At 70.9% G+C, this 21,731-nt stretch carries 22 protein-coding genes; 13 read left to right on the top strand and 9 right to left on the bottom strand.

The genetic code is table 11. From position 1 onward, the window contains the following. Positions 1–157 precede the first annotated feature (157 nt). Entirely contained in the window at positions 158–1,186 is a 1,029-nt protein-coding gene (locus AMYBE_RS0106575) for an NADPH:quinone reductase (protein WP_027927427.1), read from the top strand. On the opposite strand, the gene AMYBE_RS0106570 is transcribed toward AMYBE_RS0106575, so the two are convergent. Further along, positions 1,179–2,039: an SDR family NAD(P)-dependent oxidoreductase gene (locus tag AMYBE_RS0106570; RefSeq protein WP_020658556.1), complete on the bottom strand. Its 861-nt coding sequence runs from the start codon at positions 2,037–2,039 to the stop codon at positions 1,179–1,181. The two genes, AMYBE_RS0106575 and AMYBE_RS0106570, sit on opposite strands and share 8 nt — an antisense overlap. Positions 2,040–2,105: 66 nt before the next feature. Here AMYBE_RS0106570 and AMYBE_RS0106565 point away from each other — a divergent pair, with 66 nt between their 5' ends. Both AMYBE_RS0106565 and AMYBE_RS0106560 read left to right on the top strand, forming a co-directional pair. Further along, the gene (locus AMYBE_RS0106565) at positions 2,106–2,678 is read left to right on the top strand and encodes a TetR/AcrR family transcriptional regulator (protein ID WP_020658555.1); all 573 of its coding nucleotides are present in this window, start codon (positions 2,106–2,108) and stop codon (positions 2,676–2,678) included. Between the two features lie 321 nt (positions 2,679–2,999). Further along, positions 3,000–3,428, top strand: a complete 429-nt coding sequence (locus AMYBE_RS0106560) for a DoxX family protein (protein WP_020658554.1) — start codon at positions 3,000–3,002, stop codon at positions 3,426–3,428. Between the two features lie 310 nt (positions 3,429–3,738). Here AMYBE_RS0106560 and AMYBE_RS0106555 read toward each other — a convergent pair whose 3' ends face one another. After that, positions 3,739–4,197: a MarR family winged helix-turn-helix transcriptional regulator gene (locus tag AMYBE_RS0106555; RefSeq protein WP_020658553.1), complete on the bottom strand. Its 459-nt coding sequence runs from the start codon at positions 4,195–4,197 to the stop codon at positions 3,739–3,741. Then, entirely contained in the window at positions 4,194–5,552 is a 1,359-nt protein-coding gene (locus AMYBE_RS0106550) for an MFS transporter (RefSeq protein ID WP_020658552.1), read from the bottom strand. Before AMYBE_RS0106550 ends, AMYBE_RS0106555 begins: the two co-directional genes overlap by 4 nt. A 192-nt stretch (positions 5,553–5,744) precedes the next feature. Between AMYBE_RS0106550 and AMYBE_RS40980 the strand changes: the two genes are divergently transcribed. After that, a complete protein-coding gene (locus AMYBE_RS40980; RefSeq protein WP_020658550.1) occupies positions 5,745–5,957 on the top strand; it encodes a DUF2795 domain-containing protein in 213 nt (70 codons plus the stop codon). Between the two features lie 33 nt (positions 5,958–5,990). On the opposite strand, the gene AMYBE_RS0106535 is transcribed toward AMYBE_RS40980, so the two are convergent. From AMYBE_RS0106535 to AMYBE_RS0106525, 3 genes are all read right to left on the bottom strand, one after another. Continuing rightward, positions 5,991–7,304, bottom strand: coding sequence for a M14 family zinc carboxypeptidase (locus AMYBE_RS0106535; RefSeq protein ID WP_020658549.1), 1,314 nt, complete (start codon positions 7,302–7,304; stop codon positions 5,991–5,993). A 111-nt stretch (positions 7,305–7,415) separates the two neighbouring features. Beyond that, positions 7,416–8,087, bottom strand: a complete 672-nt coding sequence (locus AMYBE_RS0106530) for a VldE C-terminal domain-containing protein (RefSeq protein ID WP_020658548.1) — start codon at positions 8,085–8,087, stop codon at positions 7,416–7,418. 147 nt (positions 8,088–8,234) lie between these two features. Further along, complete coding sequence (locus tag AMYBE_RS0106525; RefSeq protein ID WP_027927426.1) at positions 8,235–9,092, bottom strand: NAD(+)/NADH kinase; 858 nt, start codon at positions 9,090–9,092, stop codon at positions 8,235–8,237. Positions 9,093–9,158: 66 nt separating this feature from the next. Between AMYBE_RS0106525 and AMYBE_RS0106520 the strand changes: the two genes are divergently transcribed. From AMYBE_RS0106520 to AMYBE_RS0106505, 4 genes are all read left to right on the top strand, one after another. After that, on the top strand, positions 9,159–10,406 hold the full coding sequence (locus tag AMYBE_RS0106520) for an FAD-binding protein (RefSeq protein ID WP_020658546.1): 1,248 nt from the start codon (positions 9,159–9,161) through the stop codon (positions 10,404–10,406). A gap of 332 nt (positions 10,407–10,738) precedes the next feature. Further along, complete coding sequence (locus tag AMYBE_RS0106515) at positions 10,739–11,569, top strand: ABC transporter ATP-binding protein (RefSeq protein WP_020658545.1); 831 nt, start codon at positions 10,739–10,741, stop codon at positions 11,567–11,569. Between the two features lie 28 nt (positions 11,570–11,597). Continuing rightward, positions 11,598–12,605, top strand: a complete 1,008-nt coding sequence (locus AMYBE_RS0106510; RefSeq protein ID WP_020658544.1) for an ABC transporter substrate-binding protein — start codon at positions 11,598–11,600, stop codon at positions 12,603–12,605. 2 nt (positions 12,606–12,607) lie between these two features. Then, complete coding sequence (locus AMYBE_RS0106505) at positions 12,608–14,704, top strand: iron ABC transporter permease (protein ID WP_020658543.1); 2,097 nt, start codon at positions 12,608–12,610, stop codon at positions 14,702–14,704. Positions 14,705–14,746: 42 nt separating this feature from the next. On the opposite strand, the gene AMYBE_RS0106500 is transcribed toward AMYBE_RS0106505, so the two are convergent. Continuing rightward, entirely contained in the window at positions 14,747–15,409 is a 663-nt protein-coding gene (locus tag AMYBE_RS0106500; RefSeq protein ID WP_020658542.1) for a TetR/AcrR family transcriptional regulator, read from the bottom strand. 111 nt (positions 15,410–15,520) lie between these two features. Here AMYBE_RS0106500 and AMYBE_RS0106495 point away from each other — a divergent pair, with 111 nt between their 5' ends. Then, the gene (locus tag AMYBE_RS0106495; protein WP_020658541.1) at positions 15,521–16,357 is read left to right on the top strand and encodes an oxidoreductase; all 837 of its coding nucleotides are present in this window, start codon (positions 15,521–15,523) and stop codon (positions 16,355–16,357) included. Between the two features lie 79 nt (positions 16,358–16,436). Here AMYBE_RS0106495 and AMYBE_RS0106490 read toward each other — a convergent pair whose 3' ends face one another. After that, positions 16,437–17,867 carry a choice-of-anchor A family protein gene (locus AMYBE_RS0106490; protein ID WP_034286791.1) on the bottom strand — a complete coding sequence of 477 codons (1,431 nt, stop codon included), beginning with the start codon at positions 17,865–17,867 and terminating at the stop codon, positions 16,437–16,439. Positions 17,868–18,011: 144 nt separating this feature from the next. Between AMYBE_RS0106490 and AMYBE_RS44645 the strand changes: the two genes are divergently transcribed. Further along, positions 18,012–18,164, top strand: coding sequence for a hypothetical protein (locus tag AMYBE_RS44645; RefSeq protein ID WP_020658540.1), 153 nt, complete (start codon positions 18,012–18,014; stop codon positions 18,162–18,164). 31 nt (positions 18,165–18,195) lie between these two features. Here the strand turns inward: AMYBE_RS44645 and AMYBE_RS0106480 are convergent, their stop codons facing one another. Next, the gene (locus AMYBE_RS0106480) at positions 18,196–19,422 is read right to left on the bottom strand and encodes an MFS transporter (RefSeq protein WP_020658539.1); all 1,227 of its coding nucleotides are present in this window, start codon (positions 19,420–19,422) and stop codon (positions 18,196–18,198) included. Between the two features lie 108 nt (positions 19,423–19,530). On the opposite strand from AMYBE_RS0106480, the gene AMYBE_RS0106475 reads away from it, so the two are divergent. From AMYBE_RS0106475 to AMYBE_RS0106465, 3 genes are all read left to right on the top strand, one after another. Then, complete coding sequence (locus AMYBE_RS0106475) at positions 19,531–20,436, top strand: LysR family transcriptional regulator (RefSeq protein WP_020658538.1); 906 nt, start codon at positions 19,531–19,533, stop codon at positions 20,434–20,436. An 80-nt stretch (positions 20,437–20,516) separates the two neighbouring features. Beyond that, positions 20,517–21,017, top strand: a complete 501-nt coding sequence (msrA, locus tag AMYBE_RS0106470) for a peptide-methionine (S)-S-oxide reductase MsrA (RefSeq protein WP_020658537.1) — start codon at positions 20,517–20,519, stop codon at positions 21,015–21,017. After that, complete coding sequence (locus tag AMYBE_RS0106465) at positions 21,014–21,730, top strand: DUF427 domain-containing protein (RefSeq protein WP_020658536.1); 717 nt, start codon at positions 21,014–21,016, stop codon at positions 21,728–21,730. Before msrA ends, AMYBE_RS0106465 begins: the two co-directional genes overlap by 4 nt. The last annotated feature ends 1 nt before the right edge of the window (position 21,731 follow it).

The raw sequence follows: 21,731 nt of genomic DNA, 5'->3' as shown, positions 1-21,731 counted from the left end.
AGAGACTTGGAGTCCCTGAAGGGGCCCTTCACGGATAGAGGCAAACTCGGCCGCAGCCAGCCCCGACCGCAGCGGCAACAGCCCGGCCGCGCTCGTCCCAGCGTGCCGCCGCTGCGCTTCCGGGAATAGCCGCGCCCGAGAGTGAATTGCACCGAGGGTGAAAGCTGTGACCTACCACCGCCGCGGCGGACCGGAAGTGCTGACGCTGACCGACCTTCCCGTGCCGGAGCCGGGCCCGGGCGAGGTCCGGGTGCGGATCGTCGTGTCCGCGGTGAACCCGACCGACTGGAAAGCCCGCTCCGGCTCCGGCGCCGTCGCGCGCGGCGAAGCCGAGTTGTCGGTGCCGAACCAGGACGGGGCCGGGGTCGTCGACGCCATCGGCCCGGACGTCGGCGAGTTCGCGGTCGGCGACCGGGTGTGGGTGCTGCTCGCGGCCGCGCACTCGCCGTTGTCCGGGACCGCGCAGGAGTACGTCGTGCTCCCCGCCGACCGGCTCGTCGCGCTGCCGGACGAGACCGGTTTCGACGAGGGCGCCGCGTTCGCCATCCCCGCGCTGACCGCGCACCGCGCGCTGACCGTCGCGGAGGACGGCCCGCGACGGCTCGCGCCGAATGCGTTGTCCGGCAAGACGATTCTCGTCAGCGGCGGGGCCGGCGCGGTCGGCAACTCGGCCATCCAGCTGGCGCGCTGGGCCGGCGCGACGGTGATCGCCACGGTGAGCACCGAGGTCAAGGCCGAGTTGGCCCGCGCGGCAGGCGCCCAGCATGTCGTTCGGTACACCGAGCAGGATGTCGCGGCCGAGGTCCGGAAGATCGCGCCGGACGGGGTCGACGTGATCGTGGAGGTCGCGGCTAGCGCGAACGCCCCCCTGCACGCCGCGGTCCTTCGCACCCGCGGCACGGTGGCCGTCTACGGCGACGACGGCGGAACCGGTTCGGTGACCATCGACTTCGGGCAGCATCTCTTTCTGAACACTCGATACCAGTTCCTGGTGCTCTACACCGTGGGCTTCGACAAGCTCCGGGCCGGCGCGGAGGACCTCACCGCCGCTTTCCGGGACGGCGGTCTGCGGCTCGGCCCGGACCACGGCCTGCCCGTGCACCGGTTCCCGCTAACGGAAACCGCTCGCGCGCACGAGGCGTCCGAGAAGGGCATCGCCGGGAAGATCCTGATCGACGTCAGCTGACCAAGGGTTCCACCCCGGTCAGTTCCACACTGGCGGCCCACAGCTGTTGCGCCGCCTCGACGTCCGCGTACGGCGCGCGCACCGGTTCCGGGCGCGGCCGTCCGCGGAGGCCGAACACTCGCGGCCCCCAGATCTGACCACTGTGGACATCTGGGCCGACTGCCGCGCGTACCGCGGTACGGGCACCGCCGTCCTTGCCCTGCAAGATGATCCGCGAGAGCCCGAGGCGGTCCTTTGCCTTTCGCACGTGCAGCGGCGGACGGTCCGGGGTCAGGCTGTCGAGAGCGCCGCCCGGGTGCGCGACCACGCTGAGCCGGTCGCTGCCCGCCGCTTTCAGCCGCCGGTCCAGCTCCAGCGCAAACAGCGTCTGCGCGAGTTTCGACCGCTCGTAGGCGAGTTTCGGCGTGTAGTTCTGGCGGGTCTGGAGATCCGCGAAATCGAGCTTGGCGGACTTCGCGGCGAAGCTGCCGGTGTTGACGATCCGCGCGTCCGGCCGCAATTGCGGCCACAGCGCCGCTACCAACGCGAAATGCCCGAGGTGATTGACGCCGAACGCCATCTCGTGCCCCGCCGGGGTCTCGCGCCGCTCGGCTTGCTGGAGGTACACGCCCGCGTTCAGCACGACCGCCTCGAGCGGGCCCGCGTCGACCTCCTTGATCTGCTCAAGCGACGCCAGGTCCAGCGGCACGTGCCGCACCCGCGCTTCTGGCACCCGCTCCCGGAGCACTTTCAGCGCGACCTCGGCTTTCCCCGCGTCGCGGCTGCCGAGGACGACCTCCACGCCCTGCTCGGCCAGCTGCTCCGCGACGAAGTAGCCGATCCCCGCGTTGCCGCCGGTCACCAGCACCGCCATGACGCCTCCCAAATCTGTAGTCATTCTGATTATATACTCACTTTAGATTTGAGGTAGGCTGGCCCCGTGGTCAACACCGGACGCCGCGAACGCCGCAAACTCGAAACCCGCCGCCGCCTGGACGAGGTCGCCCTGCGGCTGTTTCTGGAGCACGGTTACGACGGGGTGACGGTCGCGCAAATCGCCGACGCAGCGGACATCTCGGTCGCCACGCTCTTCGCGCACGTCCCCGACGGCAAGGAAGCGTTGATCTTCGACGACGGCAGCGAACGACGGGCGGGGATCGTCGCGGCAGTGCGAGAGCGGGCAGACACGGAGTCGGTACTGGACGCACTGGAGCGGTTTTTCGCGAGCAGAGGTCCGTATTCGACGAAACTGCCCGCGGAACACGCGGAGAAGCGGGATCTGATCGTGGAGACGCCGGCCTTGCGGTCCTACGCGCGACGGTTGTGGCATTCGTGCGAGCCGTTGCTGGTGCCGGTGCTGGCCGAGGAGAGCGGACTCGCGGCGGATGATCCGGCGGTGCTGGCGTTGGCCCGGTTCGTGCTGGAGGTGCCGGATTTGACCGGGACAGCGGCGGATCCGCTGGCGGCGCTGGCGGGGGTGTTCGAAGTGCTGCGATACGGGTGGCCGGCGTAGCAGCGCAGTGCCGAGCCCGGAAATCGCTGCCGCCCGCCCGGCTTTGCCCGCCGAATTGTCCGTACCGTTCGTTCCGGCAAACGAACGAACCCATTCCTCCGCACCGCCCCGGGCCGTCCCCGGATCGGACGCCGGTACCCGCACCGACCGTGACCACGCACCGCGATTCGGGCGGAACCTGACTTTCGCAGGTATCGCCTGGCTCGGGTGGCCGGTATACCTGGTACCGGTCCGCCAAAAGGTCTGGACCACTTAACGGGCCGGACCGGTGCCCGCACGGCAGCGGGGCTGTCCGTCCGAGTCGTCCTTTGTGGAGGCAGCATGCACCGGCTGGACGCGGCACGGGATTATGCGATCGGACTGTTCCGCATCGTCATCGGGTTTCTTTTTGCCTGCCACGGCGTGAAAACGCTGTTCGGAGTGCTGGGCGCGCACGACCCCGCCCCGGCCGGGGCCTGGCCCGGCTGGTGGGCGGCGCTCATCCAGCTCGTCGCGGGAGTCCTGGTGCTGCTCGGCATCGGAAGCCGGCTCGCGGCCTTGCTCGGATCCGGGTCGATGGCGTTCGCCTACTTCACCGTCCACCTGCCGAAGGCGCTTTTCCCGATCGAGAACGGCGGCGAAGCGGCGGCGATGTTCTGCTGGACGCTGCTGATCCTCGCGTTCGTCGGGCCGGGCCGATTCGCGCTCGCCGGAGCGCTTTCCCCGTTGCGGCCCAGGGAATCTCGCGTTGACGCGGTCCCGCGCGCCTGATTTCGCCGTTCGCCCCCGGGACGATTCGCCGATCACGAGCCGGTGGTCCGCCTCCCCTGCGGCGACCCGCGTTCGATGCCTTGGGGCAGGTCTCACGTGGCGCTGTCGTGATGCTCGCGGGCCGCGGCTGAAGCTTGTCTCAGGTGGAGTTCGCCGAACGGTCCGCTGGTCTGGCCGTGAAGGACTCCTTCCGGCACTTGGATTCCCTCAAGGGGCCCTTCACGGACCGACCAGCAAACTGGCTGCCCGCCGCCCAGGCACCGCGACCGCGCCGCGCGGTCCGGCGCGGTGCACAGCTCGGCGAGTCCGGTCAGTGCTCCTGGCCGGACTCCGCGAGCGCGTCGATCGCCCGGACCAGCTCGTTGAGCGCGGGCACCGCGGCGGCGATCAGATGCCGCCACGCCGGATGCACCCCGTCGAGCGCCGCGGCGAGGATGGCGGCGTTGTGCCCCTGCCACTTCTCGACCGCGGCGCGCCCGCTGCCGGTGAGTTCCAGCGCCACCGTCCGCCGGTCGTCGCCGCCGCTCGTGCGAGTGACCAGGTCTCGCGCGCGCAGGCCGGTCACCATCGTCGTCACCGAGTTCGGGGCCAGCTTCAGCAGCTGCGCGATCCGGCTGGGCCGCGCGCCGGGGTTTTCCGAGAGGCAGGACAGCAGTTCCAGTTGCGCGACCGACAGCGTGTTGTCCGGGTCCGCCGTCCGCGCGGCCCGCCGCATCGCACGCCGCAGCCGGGCGACGACGTCCGCGAGCCCTGGTTCCGCGCCGGTCACCGACCCGTCTCCGGACGCGCCGCGAGCCCGGTCGCCGCGGCCAGCACCGCGGCGGCCGCCAGCACCGCGACCGCGGCCGTTTCTCCGGCGGCGTGCAGGCACAACGTCACCAGCGCCACTCCGAGCGCCGTCCCCAGTCCGCGCGCCATGTTCACCAGTCCTCCTCCGGTGGCCGACATCCGCGCCGGGATCGCGCCCATGACAGCCGAGTTGTTCGCCGGAATGAACACTCCCAGACCCAACCCGGCCACCACCAGCGACACGCCCACCTCCCACTCCGCGGACGCCAGCCCCAGCCCGGCGCAGCCGGCCGCGGCGACCAGCGCGCCGAGGACCGTGCGGGCGCGGGCACCGAACCTCGCCGGCAGGACCCGGTCCGCCAGCACCGCCGCGACCGCGAATCCGGCGGGCAGGCAGGTCAGCACGAGCCCGGTGCCGCCCGCCGCGCCGAGCACCTGCGGCAGCAACGTCAGCGGGCCGAAAAGGACGAGGTACCCGCACAGCGCCCCGGCCAGGCCCAGCGACACCACCGGCGGCCGCAGCACCGAAAGCTGCAGAATCGGGCTGCTGGCCGAGTTTTCCCGCAGCACGAAACCGATCGCCGCGGCCACCGTCACTCCGGCCAGCACCGTCAGCACCCATCCGGGCACCGCCAGCCCGGACACCGCGGAGATCGTCAGCAGCAGCGCGGTCGACGCCGTCGCCAGCAACGCGACGCCCGCGCCGTCGAACCGGCCGAGCGGGGTCCGCTCGCGAGTCCGCGGCAGCAAGTAGCGCCCGGCGATCAGCCCGGCGAGCCCGACCGGCGCGTTGACCAGGAAGACCCATCGCCAGCCGACCGTGTCGACCAGCAGCCCGCCCACCGCCGGCCCCAACGCGAGCCCGAGCGCCTGCGCGGCCGCCTGCACCCCGAGGGCGGCGCGCATCCGGTCCGCGCGCACGCTGCGCACCACCAGGGCGACGCTGTTGGCTTGCAGCATCGCGGCCCCGATCGCCTGCACCACCCGGAACGCGATGAGCCAGCCGAGCGTCGGGGCCAGCCCGCAAGCGACCGACGCGACGGTGAACACGCCGAACCCGTAGACGTAGGTGAGTTTGCGACCGACCGCGTCGGCCACCCGGCCGACCGCCGCGAGCAGGCCGACCAGCGCGAGCAGGTACGCCAGCGACACCCACTGGACGGCGGCGAGCGGCTCGCCGTACTCGTGCTGGAGGGCGGGGAAGGTGAGAGTGACGATGCTGGCGTCGAGCTGCCCCATGAAGGCGCCGAAACACACCGCGCCGACCGCGAACCAGCCGGCCATCGGGTGGTCCCGCACGATCGCCGGACGAGCGCGTTCGTGGCCGATCGTCACCGTCTGCTCCCGTCTATTAGTTCCAGTGCAGAACTATATTACGGGCATAACCAGCCGTACTGGCAAGAGCGCAGGAGAGTTAGTTCGCTCACCGAGCTAATCAGCGGGATACCCAGCGAGCGCATACCCGCCGTCTGGACCGGGTATGCGGTCAGGGCAAGCACCTTCGCCGTCAACCAAGGGAGGTCGGCGATGATCGACATCCGCGACTGCCTGGCCAGCGTCCGCTACCCCTGCGACCGGGCGGAACTTCTGCGCAGCGCGACCGCCCAGGGCGCGGGCGACGACGTTCTCGGCTGGCTGGCCACGCTGCCGGAGCAGGAGTACGACAGCATCGACACGGTGAACCGGCTGCTCAACCGTCCGGTCGAACTGCACGGGCACCCCTGGCACGGTCCGCACTGACCGCGGACCGGCCAGGAGCGGCGCCGTCCGGCCTTACTGCTGATACGGCGCCGCGGCCGCTTTCGCCGCCGTGACGAACGCGGCTTTGTTCTTCGGCCAGAACGTGCTGTCCACGCACGAGTACTTTGGCAGGAACCCGCCGCACGAACCGCTCTGGGCGCCGACCTCGAAGGTGAAACTCGCGACGCCCAGCGCGCCATACGTGAAATCGTCCGTGGTGCCGCTGGTCGAATACCCGACCGTCTCCCCGTTGGTCCCCACCAGGTACCCGTTCGACGCGCTGAACTTCGCGCCGAGCTTCCGGTACGCGGCGTCGTTCGGCGACACCGCGTCGGTGAATCCCCACGGGATCACGATGTCGTCGCCGTAGCTGTGCAACGTGATCATCGTGCCCCGCGCGGTCGCCGGAGCCGGGTCGTTGTCGCCGCTGCCGCGCTGGACCGGGTAGATCGCACGGAAGAACTTCTCCAGCGCCGCGGTCTCCGGCTCCGACGCCGCACCGGTCCCCTGGTAGGTCTCCGAGCACGGGGAGTTCGAGTCGCCGCCCCAGCGGAAGCTCGAGTTGCGATTGAGGTCGATGCCGAGGTCGGTGCCGGTGCATCCGCCTCGGCTGCCGTTCGCGTTCTTGCGCTGCAGTTTCGGCGAGTCGCCGCCGGACGCCACGATGTCGACGCCGTCCGGGTTGGCGATCGGAACCACCCACACCTCAGTGGTGTCCAAAATGGACTTGGCAGTGGCATCGGCCGGATAGCCGTCGGCCAGGTAGTCGATCCAGCGCCAAGCCAGCTCGCCGGTGGAGATCTCGCGGGCGTGGATCTGGGCCATCAGCACGAATTTCGGCTTCGCCGACGTCGGGGACAGTGTGCAGTCGCCAGCCCGTTTCTTGGTCAGGCAGATCGCCTTGACGTCGTGGCCGCCCTTGCCCTGGGTCTTCAGCCACGACTGGCCGAGCGAGTACTCGGTCGCGAGGTCCGGATGCGCGGCGGCGACGCTGGCGAGATGGGCTTCCTGCGCCGCGACCGTCCGGTAACCGCCGTAGAACGTCTCACCCGCCGCCCGGGTCGAAACTCCCTTGTAGACGGTGTCGAAGAATTCCGGCGCATAGCCCCGTTCTCGCAGCTTCCCGGCGACCGACCGGTTCCCGACCACATACGCCGCGCCCGCATCCGCGCCGGCCACGTCGAATCCGGCGCGGGCCAGATCGGCCGCCTGGGCGGCGTTGGCCGGGACTTTCCAGGAAACCGGGTCGTCCGGCGCGGCGGAGGCAACCGAGGGCAGCGTTCCGCCGAGCGCGATCAGCGCTCCGGCCAGGCCAAGGGTGAGCCGGATCGAGAACCTGCCCGTCATCGGAGCTCCTCACGCGGACGAACGGAAGTCACCGCACGCGGACGGTAACCGGTCGACAGCGCACAGTGTGCCCAACCGGGCGAACCCGGCACACCGGCCGAAAGTCGGGTGTCAGCAGGTAACCGAGACCTTGGCGCCGCGTTCGAACGAGACGTGGACGTGGTCGAAGTGGTTCGCGGTTTCGCTGCCGCGGTCTGGCATCGACGACCAGCCGCTGCCGTCGTTGTAGCGCTGCTGCCAGATCACGTACTTCGCGCCGAGCTCGTTCTGATGGGCCAGAACGTAAGCGGCCAAAGCGTTTCCGGTGTTCGTGTCGACCATGAAGTCGAGCGCGAGGCCGGCCGGATGGTCGCTCGTGCCGGACCGGCTGGCCCGGCCGCCCACGTCGGTTACTCCGAACTTTTCCTTGAGAAAGTTCCCGGCCTGGGCCACCGCCGGCTGCGTGCCGGCCAAAGTGGACGAACACGCCTGGGCGGCCGGGGTCACCGGCGTCTTCGACGTGGTGGCGGGTCGCGACGACGAGGGAGTCGAGGGAGCCGAGGAAGCCGGGGGCGCGGCGCTGGTCGTCGACGTCGACGGCGGGGCCGAAGTCGTTCGCGGAGTGCTGCTCGACGGCCGAGGCGCGCTGAACGCGTGCAGGTCGGCGGCGGCCATCGGAGTCGGCAACGGCTCGGCCGGACCGGCCGTCAGCCAGGCCGGCACCGCCAGCGCACCGGCCGCCAGCACGCCCGCCGCGGCCGGCAGCCGCCACGACTTCGATCCGTCGCGATGTCTACCGGACACCTCGCACCACTCTCCTCGTTCGGATCCGCAAAGCCGCCATGACATTACGAATAGGACACGGGAATGTCTCCGACAAGTGACAGTCAGCACAGTCCGAACAAGATAACCGCAGGTCAGCGGCCGATTACCGAAAACCGCGAAAGCCGCTCAGGCCAGCGGGATCTCCGCCGAGTCGGTGAGCCGCAGCTTGCGCCGGGCGCGCTGGTAGAACGTCGTCATCCCGAGCCGGACGACCCGTGCGGCCGCCGGCCGGGCATGCAGATCGATGGTTTCGCCAGGCCCGACGTAGCCCGCGACCCGGCCGTCCACCTCCACCGCGAGCCGCCCGCTGGACGGCAGCACCTGCAGGGTCACCGTGTCGTGCACGGACAGCACCACCCCGCGGCTGTACGCCGAATGCGGCGCGGCCGGCGTGACCAGCAGCGCTTCCACCGCCGGGCTGGTGATCGGCCCGCCCGCGGAGAAGCTGTACGCGGTGGAGCCGGTCGGGGTCGCGACGACGACCGCGTCGGCCGCGTAGCTGACGAACTGCTCGCCGTTCACCAGCACCGCCACTACCGCGCTGCCGTCGCCGGGCACCCGGACCACCGCGACGTCGTTGAACGCGGTCTCGACCCGATCGCGCAGCCGCGCGTCCACCGCCAGCCGAGGCTCGACGGTGAACTCCTCCCGGTCGATGGCGGACAGCGCGAGCGGCAGATCCGGCACGTCCACCTCGGCGAGGAAGCCGAGTTTCCCCAGGTTGACGCCGAGCACCGGCGCGTGCTGGCCGTCGGCGAGCCGCATCGCACGAAGCATGGTGCCGTCGCCGCCGAGGCTGACCAGCAGGTCCGCCCGGCTGCCCAGTTCGGCCGGGGTGACGCTGGTCGCCGAGCAGTCGACCCGCGCGATCTCGTCGGCGATGCCGAGGATCTCGATCCCGCGCCCGGCCGCCCAGCCCAGCACGGCGTCCACCGCTGGCTTCGAGTCGCGGCGCGGATGCAGCACGAGTCCAGCAGATTGCATTGTCCGGTCCCCTCGCGTCGGCCTGTCCCCAGTCTGCCGCGCTCGGGCTGATTAGGCTTCCCGTCCGTGACCGAAAACTGGGCTGGCAACCTCACCTATCGCGGCCGCGAGATCCTCGCCCCGCGCACGCTCGCCGAAGCGCAGGAACTCGTGGCCGGCGCGACCCGGGTCAAGGCTCTTGGCAGCCGGCACAGCTTCAACACCGTCGCAGACAGCCCGGACGGGCTCCAGCTCGACCTGTCCGCCATCGTCCTGGCACCCGAGATCGCGGCCGGCACGCTGACCGTCGCCGGCGGTACCCGCTACGGCGACGTGGTCGCCCAGGTGCACGAGGCCGGGTTCGCCTTGGCCAACCTGGCCTCGCTCCCCCACATCACGGTGGCCGGCAGCGTCGCGACCGGCACCCACGGCTCCGGCGAGCGGCTGCGCGGCCTCGCGTCGGCGGTGTCCGCGGTGGAACTGCTCACCTCCGACGGGTCGCTTCGCACCTTCTCCCGCGCCGACGACATGTTCCCCGGCGTGGTCGTGAACGTCGGCGCGCTCGGCGTCGTTACCCGGCTCACCCTCGACCTGGAACCGGCTTTCTCGGTCCGGCAAGACGTTTTCGACAGTCTCCCGTGGTCTGCCGCCCTCGAGCACTTCGACGAGATCCAAGCGGCGGGCTACAGCGTCAGCCTGTTCACGAACTGGGCGCGCGACGTCATCGATCAGGTATTGCTCAAAAACCGAGTCCCGCACGAGGCGCCGGACTCGCTGTTCGGCGCGCTGCCCGCCGACGGTCCGCGCCACCCCGCCCACGCGGCGGGCATCGCGGCGGAAAACACCACGGTGCAAGGCGGGATCCCCGGTCCGTGGTACGACCGGCTGCCGCACTTCCGGCTGGAATTCGCGCCGAGTGTCGGCGCGGAACTGCAGAGCGAGTACTTCGTGCCGCGCGCGCACGCCACCGCGGCGTTCGAGGCGCTGCGCGGCATCGGCGACCGGATCGCGCCGCTGCTGGTGGTATCGGAAATCCGCACGGTGGCAGGCGACGGCCTCTGGCTGAGCCCCGCTTTCGACGGCGACCGGGTGGCACTGCATTTCACCTGGCAGCCTCGCCAGCCGGAAGTGGAAGCGGTGCTGCCGCTGATCGAGGAACGGCTCGCTCCGTTCACCGCCCGGCCGCACTGGGGCAAGCTGTTCCACGGCGCGGCGCTGGACCTCGACCACCGCGGGGTACGGCAGTTCCGGGAGCTGGCGGCGGAGCTGGACCCGGCGGGAAAGTTCCGCAATCCATTCCTGGAACGGCACCTGCTCTCGAACAGTCCACAGTAGACACCGTCGATCGACGGCGATCGCCTCCCTGCGGTGCCTGGGAGCCGCCGCCCTGAGGAACACCGGCAAGCGCACCCGGACGATCATCCGCGCCAGGTCCGCCATCAGGCCGTACCTCCCGGCCGCGGACCCGGCCCACCGTGCCCGCCACACCCCCCGGTGGTGCGCTCGCCGATGCGGGAGCCGAGACAGCCGAAGCCAGAGCGGCGGCAATGCGCGGCAGCGGCGTTTCACCTCCGGGCCGGGTCGGCCGGCACGAAACGTCCGTGACGTCCGGCACCGCCGATGTGCCCGGTTTCCCTCGATCCGTCGGTCAGGTTAGGCTAACCTTCATGAGTGACTCCTGGCCGGATGCCCCGGCCCTCGCCGGAACCGGGCTCGCACTCGGCTACGGCGGAAAGCCGGTGGTCGAGGACGCCGGGCTCACGCTGCGCTCCGGCACGGTCACCGTCTTGATCGGACCGAACGGCTCCGGCAAGTCGACGCTGCTGCGGGCGCTGGCCCGGCTGCACCCGCTGACCGCCGGTGACCTCACGCTGACCGGCAAAGACGCGCGTGCCTTGTCCGCCAAGGAGTTCGCCCGGCAAGTCACGCTGCTGACGCAGTCGCGCCCGACGCCCGGCGGCGTCCGCGTCCGCGATGTGGTCGCCTACGGCCGGCACCCGTATCGCGGCCGCTTCGGCACCGGCGACCCCGACGGCGCGCGACTGGTCGAACGGGCGATGCGGCACACCGGCGTCGACGCGATGGCCGACCGCCCGGTGGACGAACTGTCCGGCGGAGAGCTGCAGCGAGTCTGGCTCGCGACCTGTTTCGCCCAGGACACCGGCGTCGTCCTGCTGGACGAGCCGACCACGTTCCTCGACCTGCGCTACCAGATCGAAACACTCGATCTGGTCCGCGATCTCGCCGACGAACACCGCGTCGCGGTCGGCGTCGTGCTGCACGACCTCGACCAGGCCGCCGCTGTCGCCGACGAGGTGGTGCTGCTGTGCCGAGGCACGGTCCGCGCCACCGGCCGCCCGGCCGACGTGCTGACGTCCGAACTGCTCAGCGCCGTATACGGGCTGCGCATCGACGTCGATGCCGACGAGGAAGGGCACGTCCGCACGCGCCCGGTCGGACGGCACACCACCCGGCGGCGGCCGGCCCGCTCCGCCTGACCCATTCCCCTAGTACGAAGGAAAACCCGTGTCCGCTGTGTTCCGCCCTGCCCGCAGACCGTTCTTCTCAGCCGCCGCGGCCCTGCTCGCCACGGTCACCCTCGCCGCCTGCGGCACCACCGAAGCCCCGGCCAGTCCGGACCAGTCCGCCGCCGCGAAGCCAGCCGGCCCGGTGCGCCTCGCCGACGAGCGCGGCAAGGTCGACCTGCCCGCGCCGGCCGCGAAGATCGTCTCGCTGGAGTGGGGTCTCACCGAGAACCTTCTCGCGCTGGGTGTGCAGCCGATCGGGGCCGCGGATGTGAAGGGCTACAACACCTATGACAAGGTGCTGCCGCTCGCCGAAGCCACGCCGGACGTCGGCACCCGCGGCGAACCCAGCCTCGACGCGATCTCCGCGTTGCACCCGGACCTCGTCGTCGCCACGACGGACCTGCCGGAGAACGTCATAGCGCAGCTTTCGAAGCGCGCGCCGGTACTCACCCTGCGCGGCTCCGATTCCGCCGACCCGATCGCCTATCTGCGCAAGACCGTGACGACGCTGGCCGACGCGACCGGCACCCAGGAGCGGGGCCGCGCCCTGCTCGCCGAGTTCGACGCCAAGGTCGCCGACGGCACGAAGAAGATCGCCGCCGCGGGCAAGTCCGGTGCCAAGTTCGTGATGGCCAACGGGTCCACGACGTCCGGCACGGTCACCGTCCGGATGTACACGAAGGGCTCGTTCCTCGGAAGCATCGCCGCGCGGCTCGGCGCTGCCAACCAGTGGACCGGCGAAGGCGACAAGGTGTACGGCCTCGCCCCCACCGACGTCGAAGGCCTGACCAAGATCAGCGATCCCGCGACGTCCTTCGTCTACGTCGCCAACGGGACCGAGACCGACGTGTTCGCCGAGGACCTCGCCGGCAACGCGGTGTGGCGGCAGCTGCCCTTCGTGAAGTCGGGCAGCCTGCACCGGATCCCGGACGGCATCTGGACGTTCGGCGGCCCGAAGTCCGGGATCGCTTACGTCGACGCGCTCACCGCCGCGCTGACCCGCTGACGATGACCGCAGCCGCCCCCGCTCCAGCCCGGCCGCCGGCACCGGCCCCGCGCAGCCGCAAGGCACCGATCGTCTTCCTCGCCGGAATCGTCGCGCTGCTCGTGCTGTCCGCGGTGCACCTGCTGCAAGGCTCGTCGCACCTCGGGTTCGGCGACCTCCTGCACGCGATCCTGCCCGGTGCCGACGACGAGCCAAGCAGCCAAGCCGTGGCGGTGCTCGTCGCCAGCCGGCTCCCCCGGCTGGCCGCGGCGCTGCTCGTCGGGCTGGCCCTCGGGTTCGCCGGGTGCGTGCTGCAGTCGATCGCCCGGAACCCGCTCACCTCGCCGGACACGCTGGCCGTCAACGCGGGCGCGTACGTTTCCGTGGTCGGCGTCGCCGCGTTCGGGATCTCGCTTCCGTTCTATGTCAACGGGATCGTCGCGTTCGCCGGCGGGCTGGCGGCGGCCGGGCTGGTGCTGCTGGTCGCGCGGAGCAGCAGCGGCGGCGCGGCCCGGCTGGTGCTCGCCGGGTCCGCGATCGCGCTTGCGCTCACCGCGCTCACGTCGGTGCTGCTGATGCTCTTCCAAGAACGGACAGCCGGTCTCTACGGCTGGGGCAGCGGCACGACTGTCCAATCCGGACTGCGCCAGGTTTCCCTGGCGGCCCCGGTCATCGCGCTCGGCATCGCGGCCACTCTGCTGCTCGCACACCGGCTCGACGTGCTCGGCCTCGGCGACGACCAAGCGCGGGTACTCGGCGTCGACGTCCGCCGCACCCGCACGTTCGCCGTCGTCGTCGCGGTGCTGCTTTCCGCCGTCGCGGTGACCGTCGCCGGCCCGATCGGCTTCGTCGGCTTGTGCGCCCCGGTCATCGCCCGGCTGATCGCCAGCCGGGTGCCCGGCCTGGGCAAGCACCCGCTGCTGCTGCCGCTCTCCGGGCTCGCCGGCGCACTGGCCGTGGTCGCCGCCGACGTTCTCCTGCGCGCGCTTGTCCCGGCGGACAAAGCGGTTTCCGTCCCGACCGGCGTCGTCACGACGCTCGCCGGCGCGGTCGTCGTGGTCTGGCTCGCCCGACGGCAGCCGTCCGGCACACCGTCCGCCCGGGGAACGCATGGCACGGTCCGTTCGCGGCGCTGGGTCTTCGCGACCGGGCTCGTGCTCGCCGTCGCGCTGGTCGGCGCGGTGGTCTCCGCCCTGCTGCTCGGCGATCGGATCGTGCTGCTCGGCGACGTCCTGAACTGGCTGCGCGGCCTGGCCGGCACCGAAGTGTCGTTCGCTCTGGACCTGCGCTGGCCGCGAATGCTCGCCGCACTGCTGGGCGGCGCCGCGCTGGCCGTCGCCGGTTCGCTGGTGCAGGCGATCTGCCGCAACCCGCTGGCCGAACCGAGCCTGCTCGGCGTGACGCCCGGTGCGAGCGTCGGCGCGATCAGCGTCGTGCTGCTCGCGCCCGGGATCGGAATCTGGCCGATGATGGGCGCGGCGACGGTCGCCGCGTTCGCCACCTTCGCGCTCGTGCACTGGCTCGCGAGCGGCCGGGGCTCGCGCGGCCTCTCGTCGGACCGGCTGGTGCTGGTAGGCATCGGCGTCAGTGCCGCCGCCAACGCGATCACCACGCTGGTCGTCGTCCTCACCTCGCCGTGGAACGCGAATCTCGCTCTCACCTGGCTCGTCGGCTCGACCTACGGCCGCGAGTTCGACCAGGTTCTGCCGGTCCTGCTCGCTTTGGCCGTGGTGCTGCCATTGGCCCTCTCGCAAGCGCGCACCCTCGACCTGGTCGCTCTGGACGAAGATGTGCCGCGCGTGCTCGGCGTCCCGCTGGACCGATCGCGGCTGGCCTTCGCGTCGCTGGCCGGCGTGCTCACCGCGGCGGCCGCGTGCGCGGTCGGCGCGCTGGGTTTCGTCGGCCTGGTCGCTCCGCACGCCGCCCGGGCCTTGGTCGGCTCCCAGCATTCCCGGTCGCTGCCGGTCGCCGCGGTTGTGGGCGCGGTACTCGTCTGCGTCGCGGACACTCTCGGCCGCACGGTCCTGGCCCCGACCCAGATCGCGGCCGGTCTGGTCACCGCGCTGATCGGCGCCCCGTACTTCGGCTGGCTGTTGTGGCGGAGCCGGACCGCCGCATAGCCGGAGTTTCGCCGCGCGGCGTCGTCGAAACCTCTTCGCGCGCTACTCCCCGCTGGCCAGAATCCCCAGCAACACCAAGGTGATCGTCCGATCCAGCGTGCGCACGAACCCCTCCGGCAGGAACACCAGCGACGGATCGGCCGCGTACGCGTCCCGCACCGCCTGCGGCGGATGCGCATGGGTCCACAGCGCCCCGGCCAGCACCAGCAGCGTCCGCACCGCTTCGGCCGCCGCGTCGCCCAGCTCGGGGAGAACCTGCTGGAGCGTCGCGGCGGCACTGGCCAGGATCCGGTAGCCGTCCCGCTTGTACTGCGCCACGGTCTCCGCGGACACGTTGTGCTCCAGCACTCCCGCCTGCGCGCTCAGCAGCTCGCACAGCATCGGATCTGCCGCGAACTCCTTCGCCAGCGCCGACGCGACTCCTGCCACCCGCGACCGGACCGGCCCGGTGATGCCGGGCAGCTGCTCCGCGATCCGCTCGAGAAGACTGTCCGCGCGCAGGGACAGCAGGTCGAGCAGGATCGCCTCGCGCGACTCGAAGTAGCGGAGCACGTTCGACTTGGCGAGGCCGACTCGGCGGCTGAGCTCGTTGAGGCTGACCGCGGCGACCGGCATCTCGCCCATCATCGCCGCCGCTGTCTCCAGGATGGCGCGGCGCCTGATCTCGCGTTGTTCCTCGTTGCGGGCTCGCTGGAAGGTGCTCACCGCCACATCGTACAGACCGCCGGTCTGTTGACACCAGACCAGCGGTCTCTTAGTTTAGAGACCATCGGTCCGTTACCCGGCGGATCGCTCCGACAGAACAGGAATCGGGACATGGGCAAGAAGGTCGCACTGGTCACCGGCGGTTCGTCCGGCATCGGCGAGGCCGCCGCGCGGCGGCTGCAGGAGGCCGGGTTCGTGGTGTACGCCGCGGCCCGGCGCACCGAGCGGATGGCCCCGTTGCGCGACGCCGGCGTGCACACGATCGCGCTCGACGTGACCGACCAGGCGTCCGCCGCCTCCGCCGTCGAGACGATCCTCGCCGAGCAGGGCCGGATCGACGTACTGGTCAACAACGCCGGTTACGGCTCCTACGGATCGCTCGAAGAGGTCCCGCTGGCCGAGGCGCAGGCGCAGCTCGACGTCAACGTGCTCGGCCTGGCCCGGCTCACCCAGCTGGTCCTGCCGCATCTGCGCGCCCAGCGCGGCGGGACGATCGTCAACATCAGTTCGATGGGCGGCCGGTTCGCGACACCGCTCGGATCCTGGTACCACGCCAGCAAATTCGCGGTGGAGGGCCTCAGTGACGCGCTGCGGCTGGAGCTGAAGCGGTTCGGCATCAAGGTCGTAGTGGTCCAGCCGGGGTCGATCCGGACCGAGTGGGGCGCCATCGCCGCCGACAACGTCCGCGCGATCTCCGGCAGCGGCCCGTACGCCGCACAGGCCAACGCGATGGCGGACACGCTGGACGCCAGCTCCAAACCCGGCTACCGGATGGCGTCGGGGCCTGAGGTAGTCGCCAAGGCCGTGACCAAGGCGGCTTCCGCGCGTCGCCCGCGCACCCGGTACCAGGTCGGCATGGGCGCCAAGCCGTTGCTGCTGCTCCGCCGTTTTCTCCCCGACCGGGCCTTCGACACCCTCATCAAGCTCGGCACGGGCGTACGCGGCTGAGCCCGGCGCGGCGCGCGCAGGCGCAAGGGGCAGGCAAGGGAGTCGTTCCCCTGCCTGCCCCTTGCGCCTCAGGTGCGGATCAGGTGTTCCGGCGCCTGCGCAGGACGGTGAACGCCACCAGCGCGCCGCCGAGGAGGACCAGGACACCGCCGGTGATCAGGTAGCCGCGGATGTCGGTGCCGGTCGAGGCCAGCGGGCCCTGGCCGGTCGGAGCGCTGCCGCTGGGGCCCACTCCGCCGGAGCTGGTGCTCGTGGTCGTGATCGGGGCCGGTCCTTCGCTCGAGGAGCTGGTCGTGGTCGGCGCGGTGGTGCGGCTCGAGGACGTCGAAGAGGTCGGCTGGGAGCTGGACTCCGTCGCCGAGGAGCTGGTCGGGCTGGTGCTGGTCGTCGAGGACGTGCTCGACGTGGAAGACGTGCTGCTGCTAGTGGTGCTGTTCGTGCTGCTTGACGTGGTGCTGCTCGTCGGGCTGGTGGTCGGCGCCTGGCAGTCCGGCAGGTCCCCGTCGAAGGGGTAGGAGTGGAATTCCTGCCCGCCGCTGGCCCCGTCCGAGGCGTGCAGCAGGTTTCCGGCGGTGAAGAAGCGGCCATTGGTGCCCGAGGCGGTCACCGTGGTGTCGCTGGACGGATTGCCGACCAGCACGCTGCCCTGGAACTGAGCCTGGCCGGCGATCTTGACCTTCGACGCCTCCGGGAAGTTCCACAGCAGCCGCTCGCGCAGCTTGTTCACCGGGCCGGCATCGCCGGGGTCGCCGGTGTAGGTGTTGATCGTGCGGTTCGCACCGACGAGGTTCACCAGCACGGTGGCGCCCTCGGGGATGCCGTTGAACTCGATGCCCTGCATTCCGCCGTTCGCGCCGGTCAGGTCGAAGTCGACGTCGAACACCTGCAGCGCGGACTTGCCGTCGCCGGTGAACACTGTCGCGTGGCCGGCGTTGCGGGCGGTGCCGGTCGCGGCGGACTTCGCGTAGCAGGCGCTCGCCGCGGTCAGCTGCGCGCGCAGCTGCCGGTACGGCTCGGTCGCCTTCGGGTCTTGCTTCAGCGTGCCGGTCACGGTGCCGGTGACCGTCCCGCCGTAGCGCACCACGCCGCCGTCGGCGAGCAGGCGCTGGTTCGGGGCGATGGTGACGTCCTTGCCGGTCACCAGGAAATCGCTGCCGTCCGGCGGGGGCACGCGCGAACCGACGCCGACGACGCCGATGTTGTAGATCGCGGACGCGCCTGCCCGCTTCGCCATGTCGAAGCCGCCGAGCACGACGACCCGACCCTCGGCCTCCGCCGCTCCTTCGCGCACCTTGAAATCGCCGCCGGCGAAGACGTTGATGCCGTCGTCGCGGCCGGCGAACGAGCCGTTGTTGATCGGCGGGTATTTGTCCGGACAGGCGTCGCCGACGCACGGACCCAGCCCGCCGGGCAACGGCGCGGCACTGGCTCCCGGACCGGCGACGAACGCCACCGCACAAACCGCTGCGGCGATCGCTCCGCCGGCCACGGCCACTTTTCTGGCACGCATGTGCCCGATCTTTGCCCGCCGTCCCCGGAAAACCGAAATCGAACCACCGGAACCCACCCGAACGGGTCAGGAAAAGGCAAAACTCATCGGACCAGCGAGCAGCGCCGGTCCACACTCGACACTCGGCGGAGAGCCTGCGCCGCAGTGGCATCGCCGCGTCCGCCGAGCCGTTCGGGAAAGCCCGGAACGTTCTTCCTCCGGCACTGGCATCCGCTCGCCGCGCACGCCGCCGAAATCCTTCTCGAACGCATTCGCGGCGACGAATGGGTGCTGGGTCACAAATTGCCGGTCGCCTGATCCCCGGTTTCGTCCGGGGCCTTCCCGGACTTCAGGCCGAGGCTCGCAACACTCGCGCCGCGGACAGCCCGAGCAGCACCAGCTCCGCCGCCGAGAATCCGACCAGCGCGACCGGGCTCGACACCCATCGCAGCGTCAGCCCCGTCGCCAGCACTGGCACCACGAGCCCGGCGTAGGCCGCCAGGAACAGCGCCGCGAGCACTTCTCCGCGCGACATCGGGTCGGCCAGCGCGGCGACAGTCCCCACCGCGGCGCGGAAACCGAGGCCCACCCCGGCCCCGGCGAGGACGGAGCCGGCCAGGAACAGCGCGAGGGAAGGCAGCAAGGCCGCTGCGGACAACACCACCAGGCCGACCGGCATCAGCGTGAACCCGAGCCGGAGCTGCGCCCGCGACGCCATTCGCACGAACCCGACCTGCGCGACCGCCGCGGCGACCAGCATCGAACCGGCCGTCACGCCGGCGAGCATCCGGTTGTGCTGGTGCAAGCCCTCCGCGAGCAGCGTCGGCGCCAGCGACATGAACAGCCCGGTGATCGCGAACGCGGCGAACACGCCGACCGCCGCGCCGACGAACGCGGGCCGCGCCCCGGTCGGCAACGACACCCGCTGCGGCCGGTACGCCGGACGCTCCTCGCGCCGTTCGACCGTCTCCGGCACCAGGCACACCGCACCCGCAGCGACCAGAAGCACGATCAGGAACACGACGAACGTACTGGTCAGCGGTCCGTCGACGTACTGGGCGAAAACGCCGCCGACGATCGGGCCGAGCCCCAGACCGCCCATGTTCACCACGGTGGCGATCAAGCCCGATCGGCCGAGATCCTCCTCCGGCCGGGTCACCGCGCGCAGCTCGGACAGGTGCGCGGTGGCGGTCGCGGTCAACGCGCCGATGCCCACCCCGGTCACGAACCGTGCCAGCAGCAAACCGGGAACATCCGGCCAGATCAGGAACAGCGCCGCGGACAGCGCGACCGCGAGCGTCGAGGCGAGGATGACGCGGCGGCGGCCGAGCCAGTCGCTCACGTGCCCGGCCAGGTAGAGGCTGGTCATCACGCCGACCGCGTACGCGGCGAAGATGACCGTGATCAGGAACGTCGGGAAGCCGTCGCGCTGCTGGTAGAGCGCGTACAGCGGGGTGGGCACGGTGGAAAACGCGAGGCAGGCGGCGAACGCGAACGCGATCACCCGGAAACCCCAGCCGTAGCTGACCCGCCAGGCGGCGGGAGCGAGCGAAGCTGGCTGCACAGTGCTGACCATGTCGACCTTCCAAGCGGGAGCCTTCGCCTGCAACGATCCCTCGGCCCACTCACCAAGTCCAACGAAAAGTCTTGGTCACAGTTATCGCCTTGAGCGATAATCGGTGCCATGGAGACGCGGCAGCTGGAGTATTTCGTGGCGGTCGCCGAAGAGCTGAGCTTCACGCGGGCGGCGCAGCGGCTGTTCGCGACGCAGTCCACGGTCTCGGCGACCATCCGCGCACTGGAGACCGACCTCGGCACGACTCTGTTCGACCGATCCACCCGACGGGTCGCGCTGTCCGCGGCCGGCATGCTCTTCCTGCCGGAGGCGAAAGCGGCGCTGGAATCGGTGGAACGGGCGCGTTCGGTGGTGCAGGAGGCGTCCGCCGGACTGCGCGGCAGCCTCCGGATCGGCACCCTGACCAGCATGAGCGCCTTCGACCTGCCGGTGCTGCTCGGCGCGTTCCACCGCAAACACCCGAGGGTCGACCTGCATCTGACCGTGTCCATGACCGGCTCGACCGGCCTCGCCGACGACGTCCGGCACGGCCGGCTGGACGTCGCACTGCTCGGCCTCGCCCACTCCGAACTGGGCGGGCTCGACGTGACACCGCTGGCGAGCCTGCCGTACTACGCCGTGCTGCCGGACGCGCATCGCCTCGCCGACCGGCCGTCGATCGCGCTGCCGGACCTGGACGGCGAGCAGTTCGTGGACTGCCCGCGCGGCTTCGGGAACCGGCTGGCGGTGGACCGGGCGTTCGCCGCGCTCGGGATGTCCCGCCGGGTGATCGTCGAGGTCGCGGATCTGCGCACGCTGCCCCGGTACGTCGCCGCCGGGCTGGGCGTCGCGGTCACACCAGGCACCGGGCCGCGGGCTTTCCCCGGGACGGTGGCGAAGGACCTCGCCGGCTCCGCGCTGACCTTGCCGCTTTCGGTGGTCGTCTCGGCCGCGCGGCCGCCCTCGCGGGCGTTGCGGACGCTGCTCGACCTGTTCGTCACCGCCGCGGCGGAGGAAGATATTACCGAGTTCTGACCGCCCCCTCCGCGACCGGAATAGCGACCGGCCGCCCAGCGTCAAGCAGGGTGGGAATTCCCCGACGAGAGAGGCGTGAAATGACGGAAAAGGCGATTCTGGCCGGCGGGTGTTTCTGGGGCATGGAGGAGCTGTTCCGCCACCAGCCCGGCGTCACCGCCACCCGCGTCGGCTACAGCGGCGGCGACGTCCCCCACGCCACCTACCGCGACCACGGCACCCACGCCGAAACCATCGAAGTCACCTACGACCCGCAGCAGACCGACTTCCGCGCCCTGCTCGAATTCTTCTTCCAGGTCCACGACCCCAGCACCGCGAACCGGCAAGGCAACGACATCGGCACCAGCTACCGCTCCGCCATCTTCTACACCACCGACGAGCAGAAACGCATCGCCGAAGACACCATCGCCGACGTCGACGCCTCCGGCCTCTGGCCCGGCAAAGTCGTCACCGAAGTCACCCCGGCCGGCGACTTCTGGGAAGCCGAACCCGAACACCAGGACTACCTCCAGCGCTACCCCAACGGCTACACCTGCCACTTCCCCCGCCCCGGCTGGAAACTCCCCCGCCGAACCGCATGACCGGCTATCCGGGGCCAGCGGTCGAGGCCGGCCATGTCGAGCCGGTCCCCCGGCGGGTGCGCGCGATGCTCGCCGGGGAGACCGTCGTGGACAGCACGAACGCGAAGTACGTCTGGGAATGGCCGTACTACCCGCAGTTTCACTTCCCGCTCGAAGACGTCCGGCCCGGCGCTCTCGACGACCAGTTCACGGTGCGGGCCGGCGACGTGGAAAAGCCCGCCGCCGCCTGGGCGTCCGCGGAGCTGCCCGGGCACGTCCGGTTCCAATGGGACGCGTTCGACGCCTGGTTCGAGGAGGACGAGCAGGTCTACGTCCACCCGCGCAATCCGTATACGCGGGTGGACGCGCTGCGCTCGACGCGGCACGTCCGCGTGCTGCTCGACGGGGTCCGGCTGGCCGAATCGTCGTCGCCGGTGCTGCTGTTCGAGACCGGCTTGCCGACGCGGTACTACTTCAACCGCACGGAAGTCGACTTCGCGCACCTGGTCCCGGAGCCGGAGACGGCGACGGCCTGCCCGTACAAGGGCGAGACGTCCGGCTACTGGTCCGTGCGGATCGGTGAGGTCCGGCACCGGCATCTCGCCTGGACGTACACCTATCCGGCCGCGGCGGTCCTTCCGATCGCCGGGCTGGTCGCGTTCTACAACGAGATGGTCGATATCGAAGTGGACGGGGAACTTCTCGCCCGGCCGCGGACGCACTTCTCGAGGTAGC

Source organism: Amycolatopsis benzoatilytica AK 16/65, assembly GCF_000383915.1.
GTDB classification, from domain to species: domain Bacteria; phylum Actinomycetota; class Actinomycetes; order Mycobacteriales; family Pseudonocardiaceae; genus Amycolatopsis; species Amycolatopsis benzoatilytica.
The sequence above is the reverse complement of the archived record's forward strand: the minus strand, read 5'-3'. Positions and strand labels throughout refer to the sequence as shown.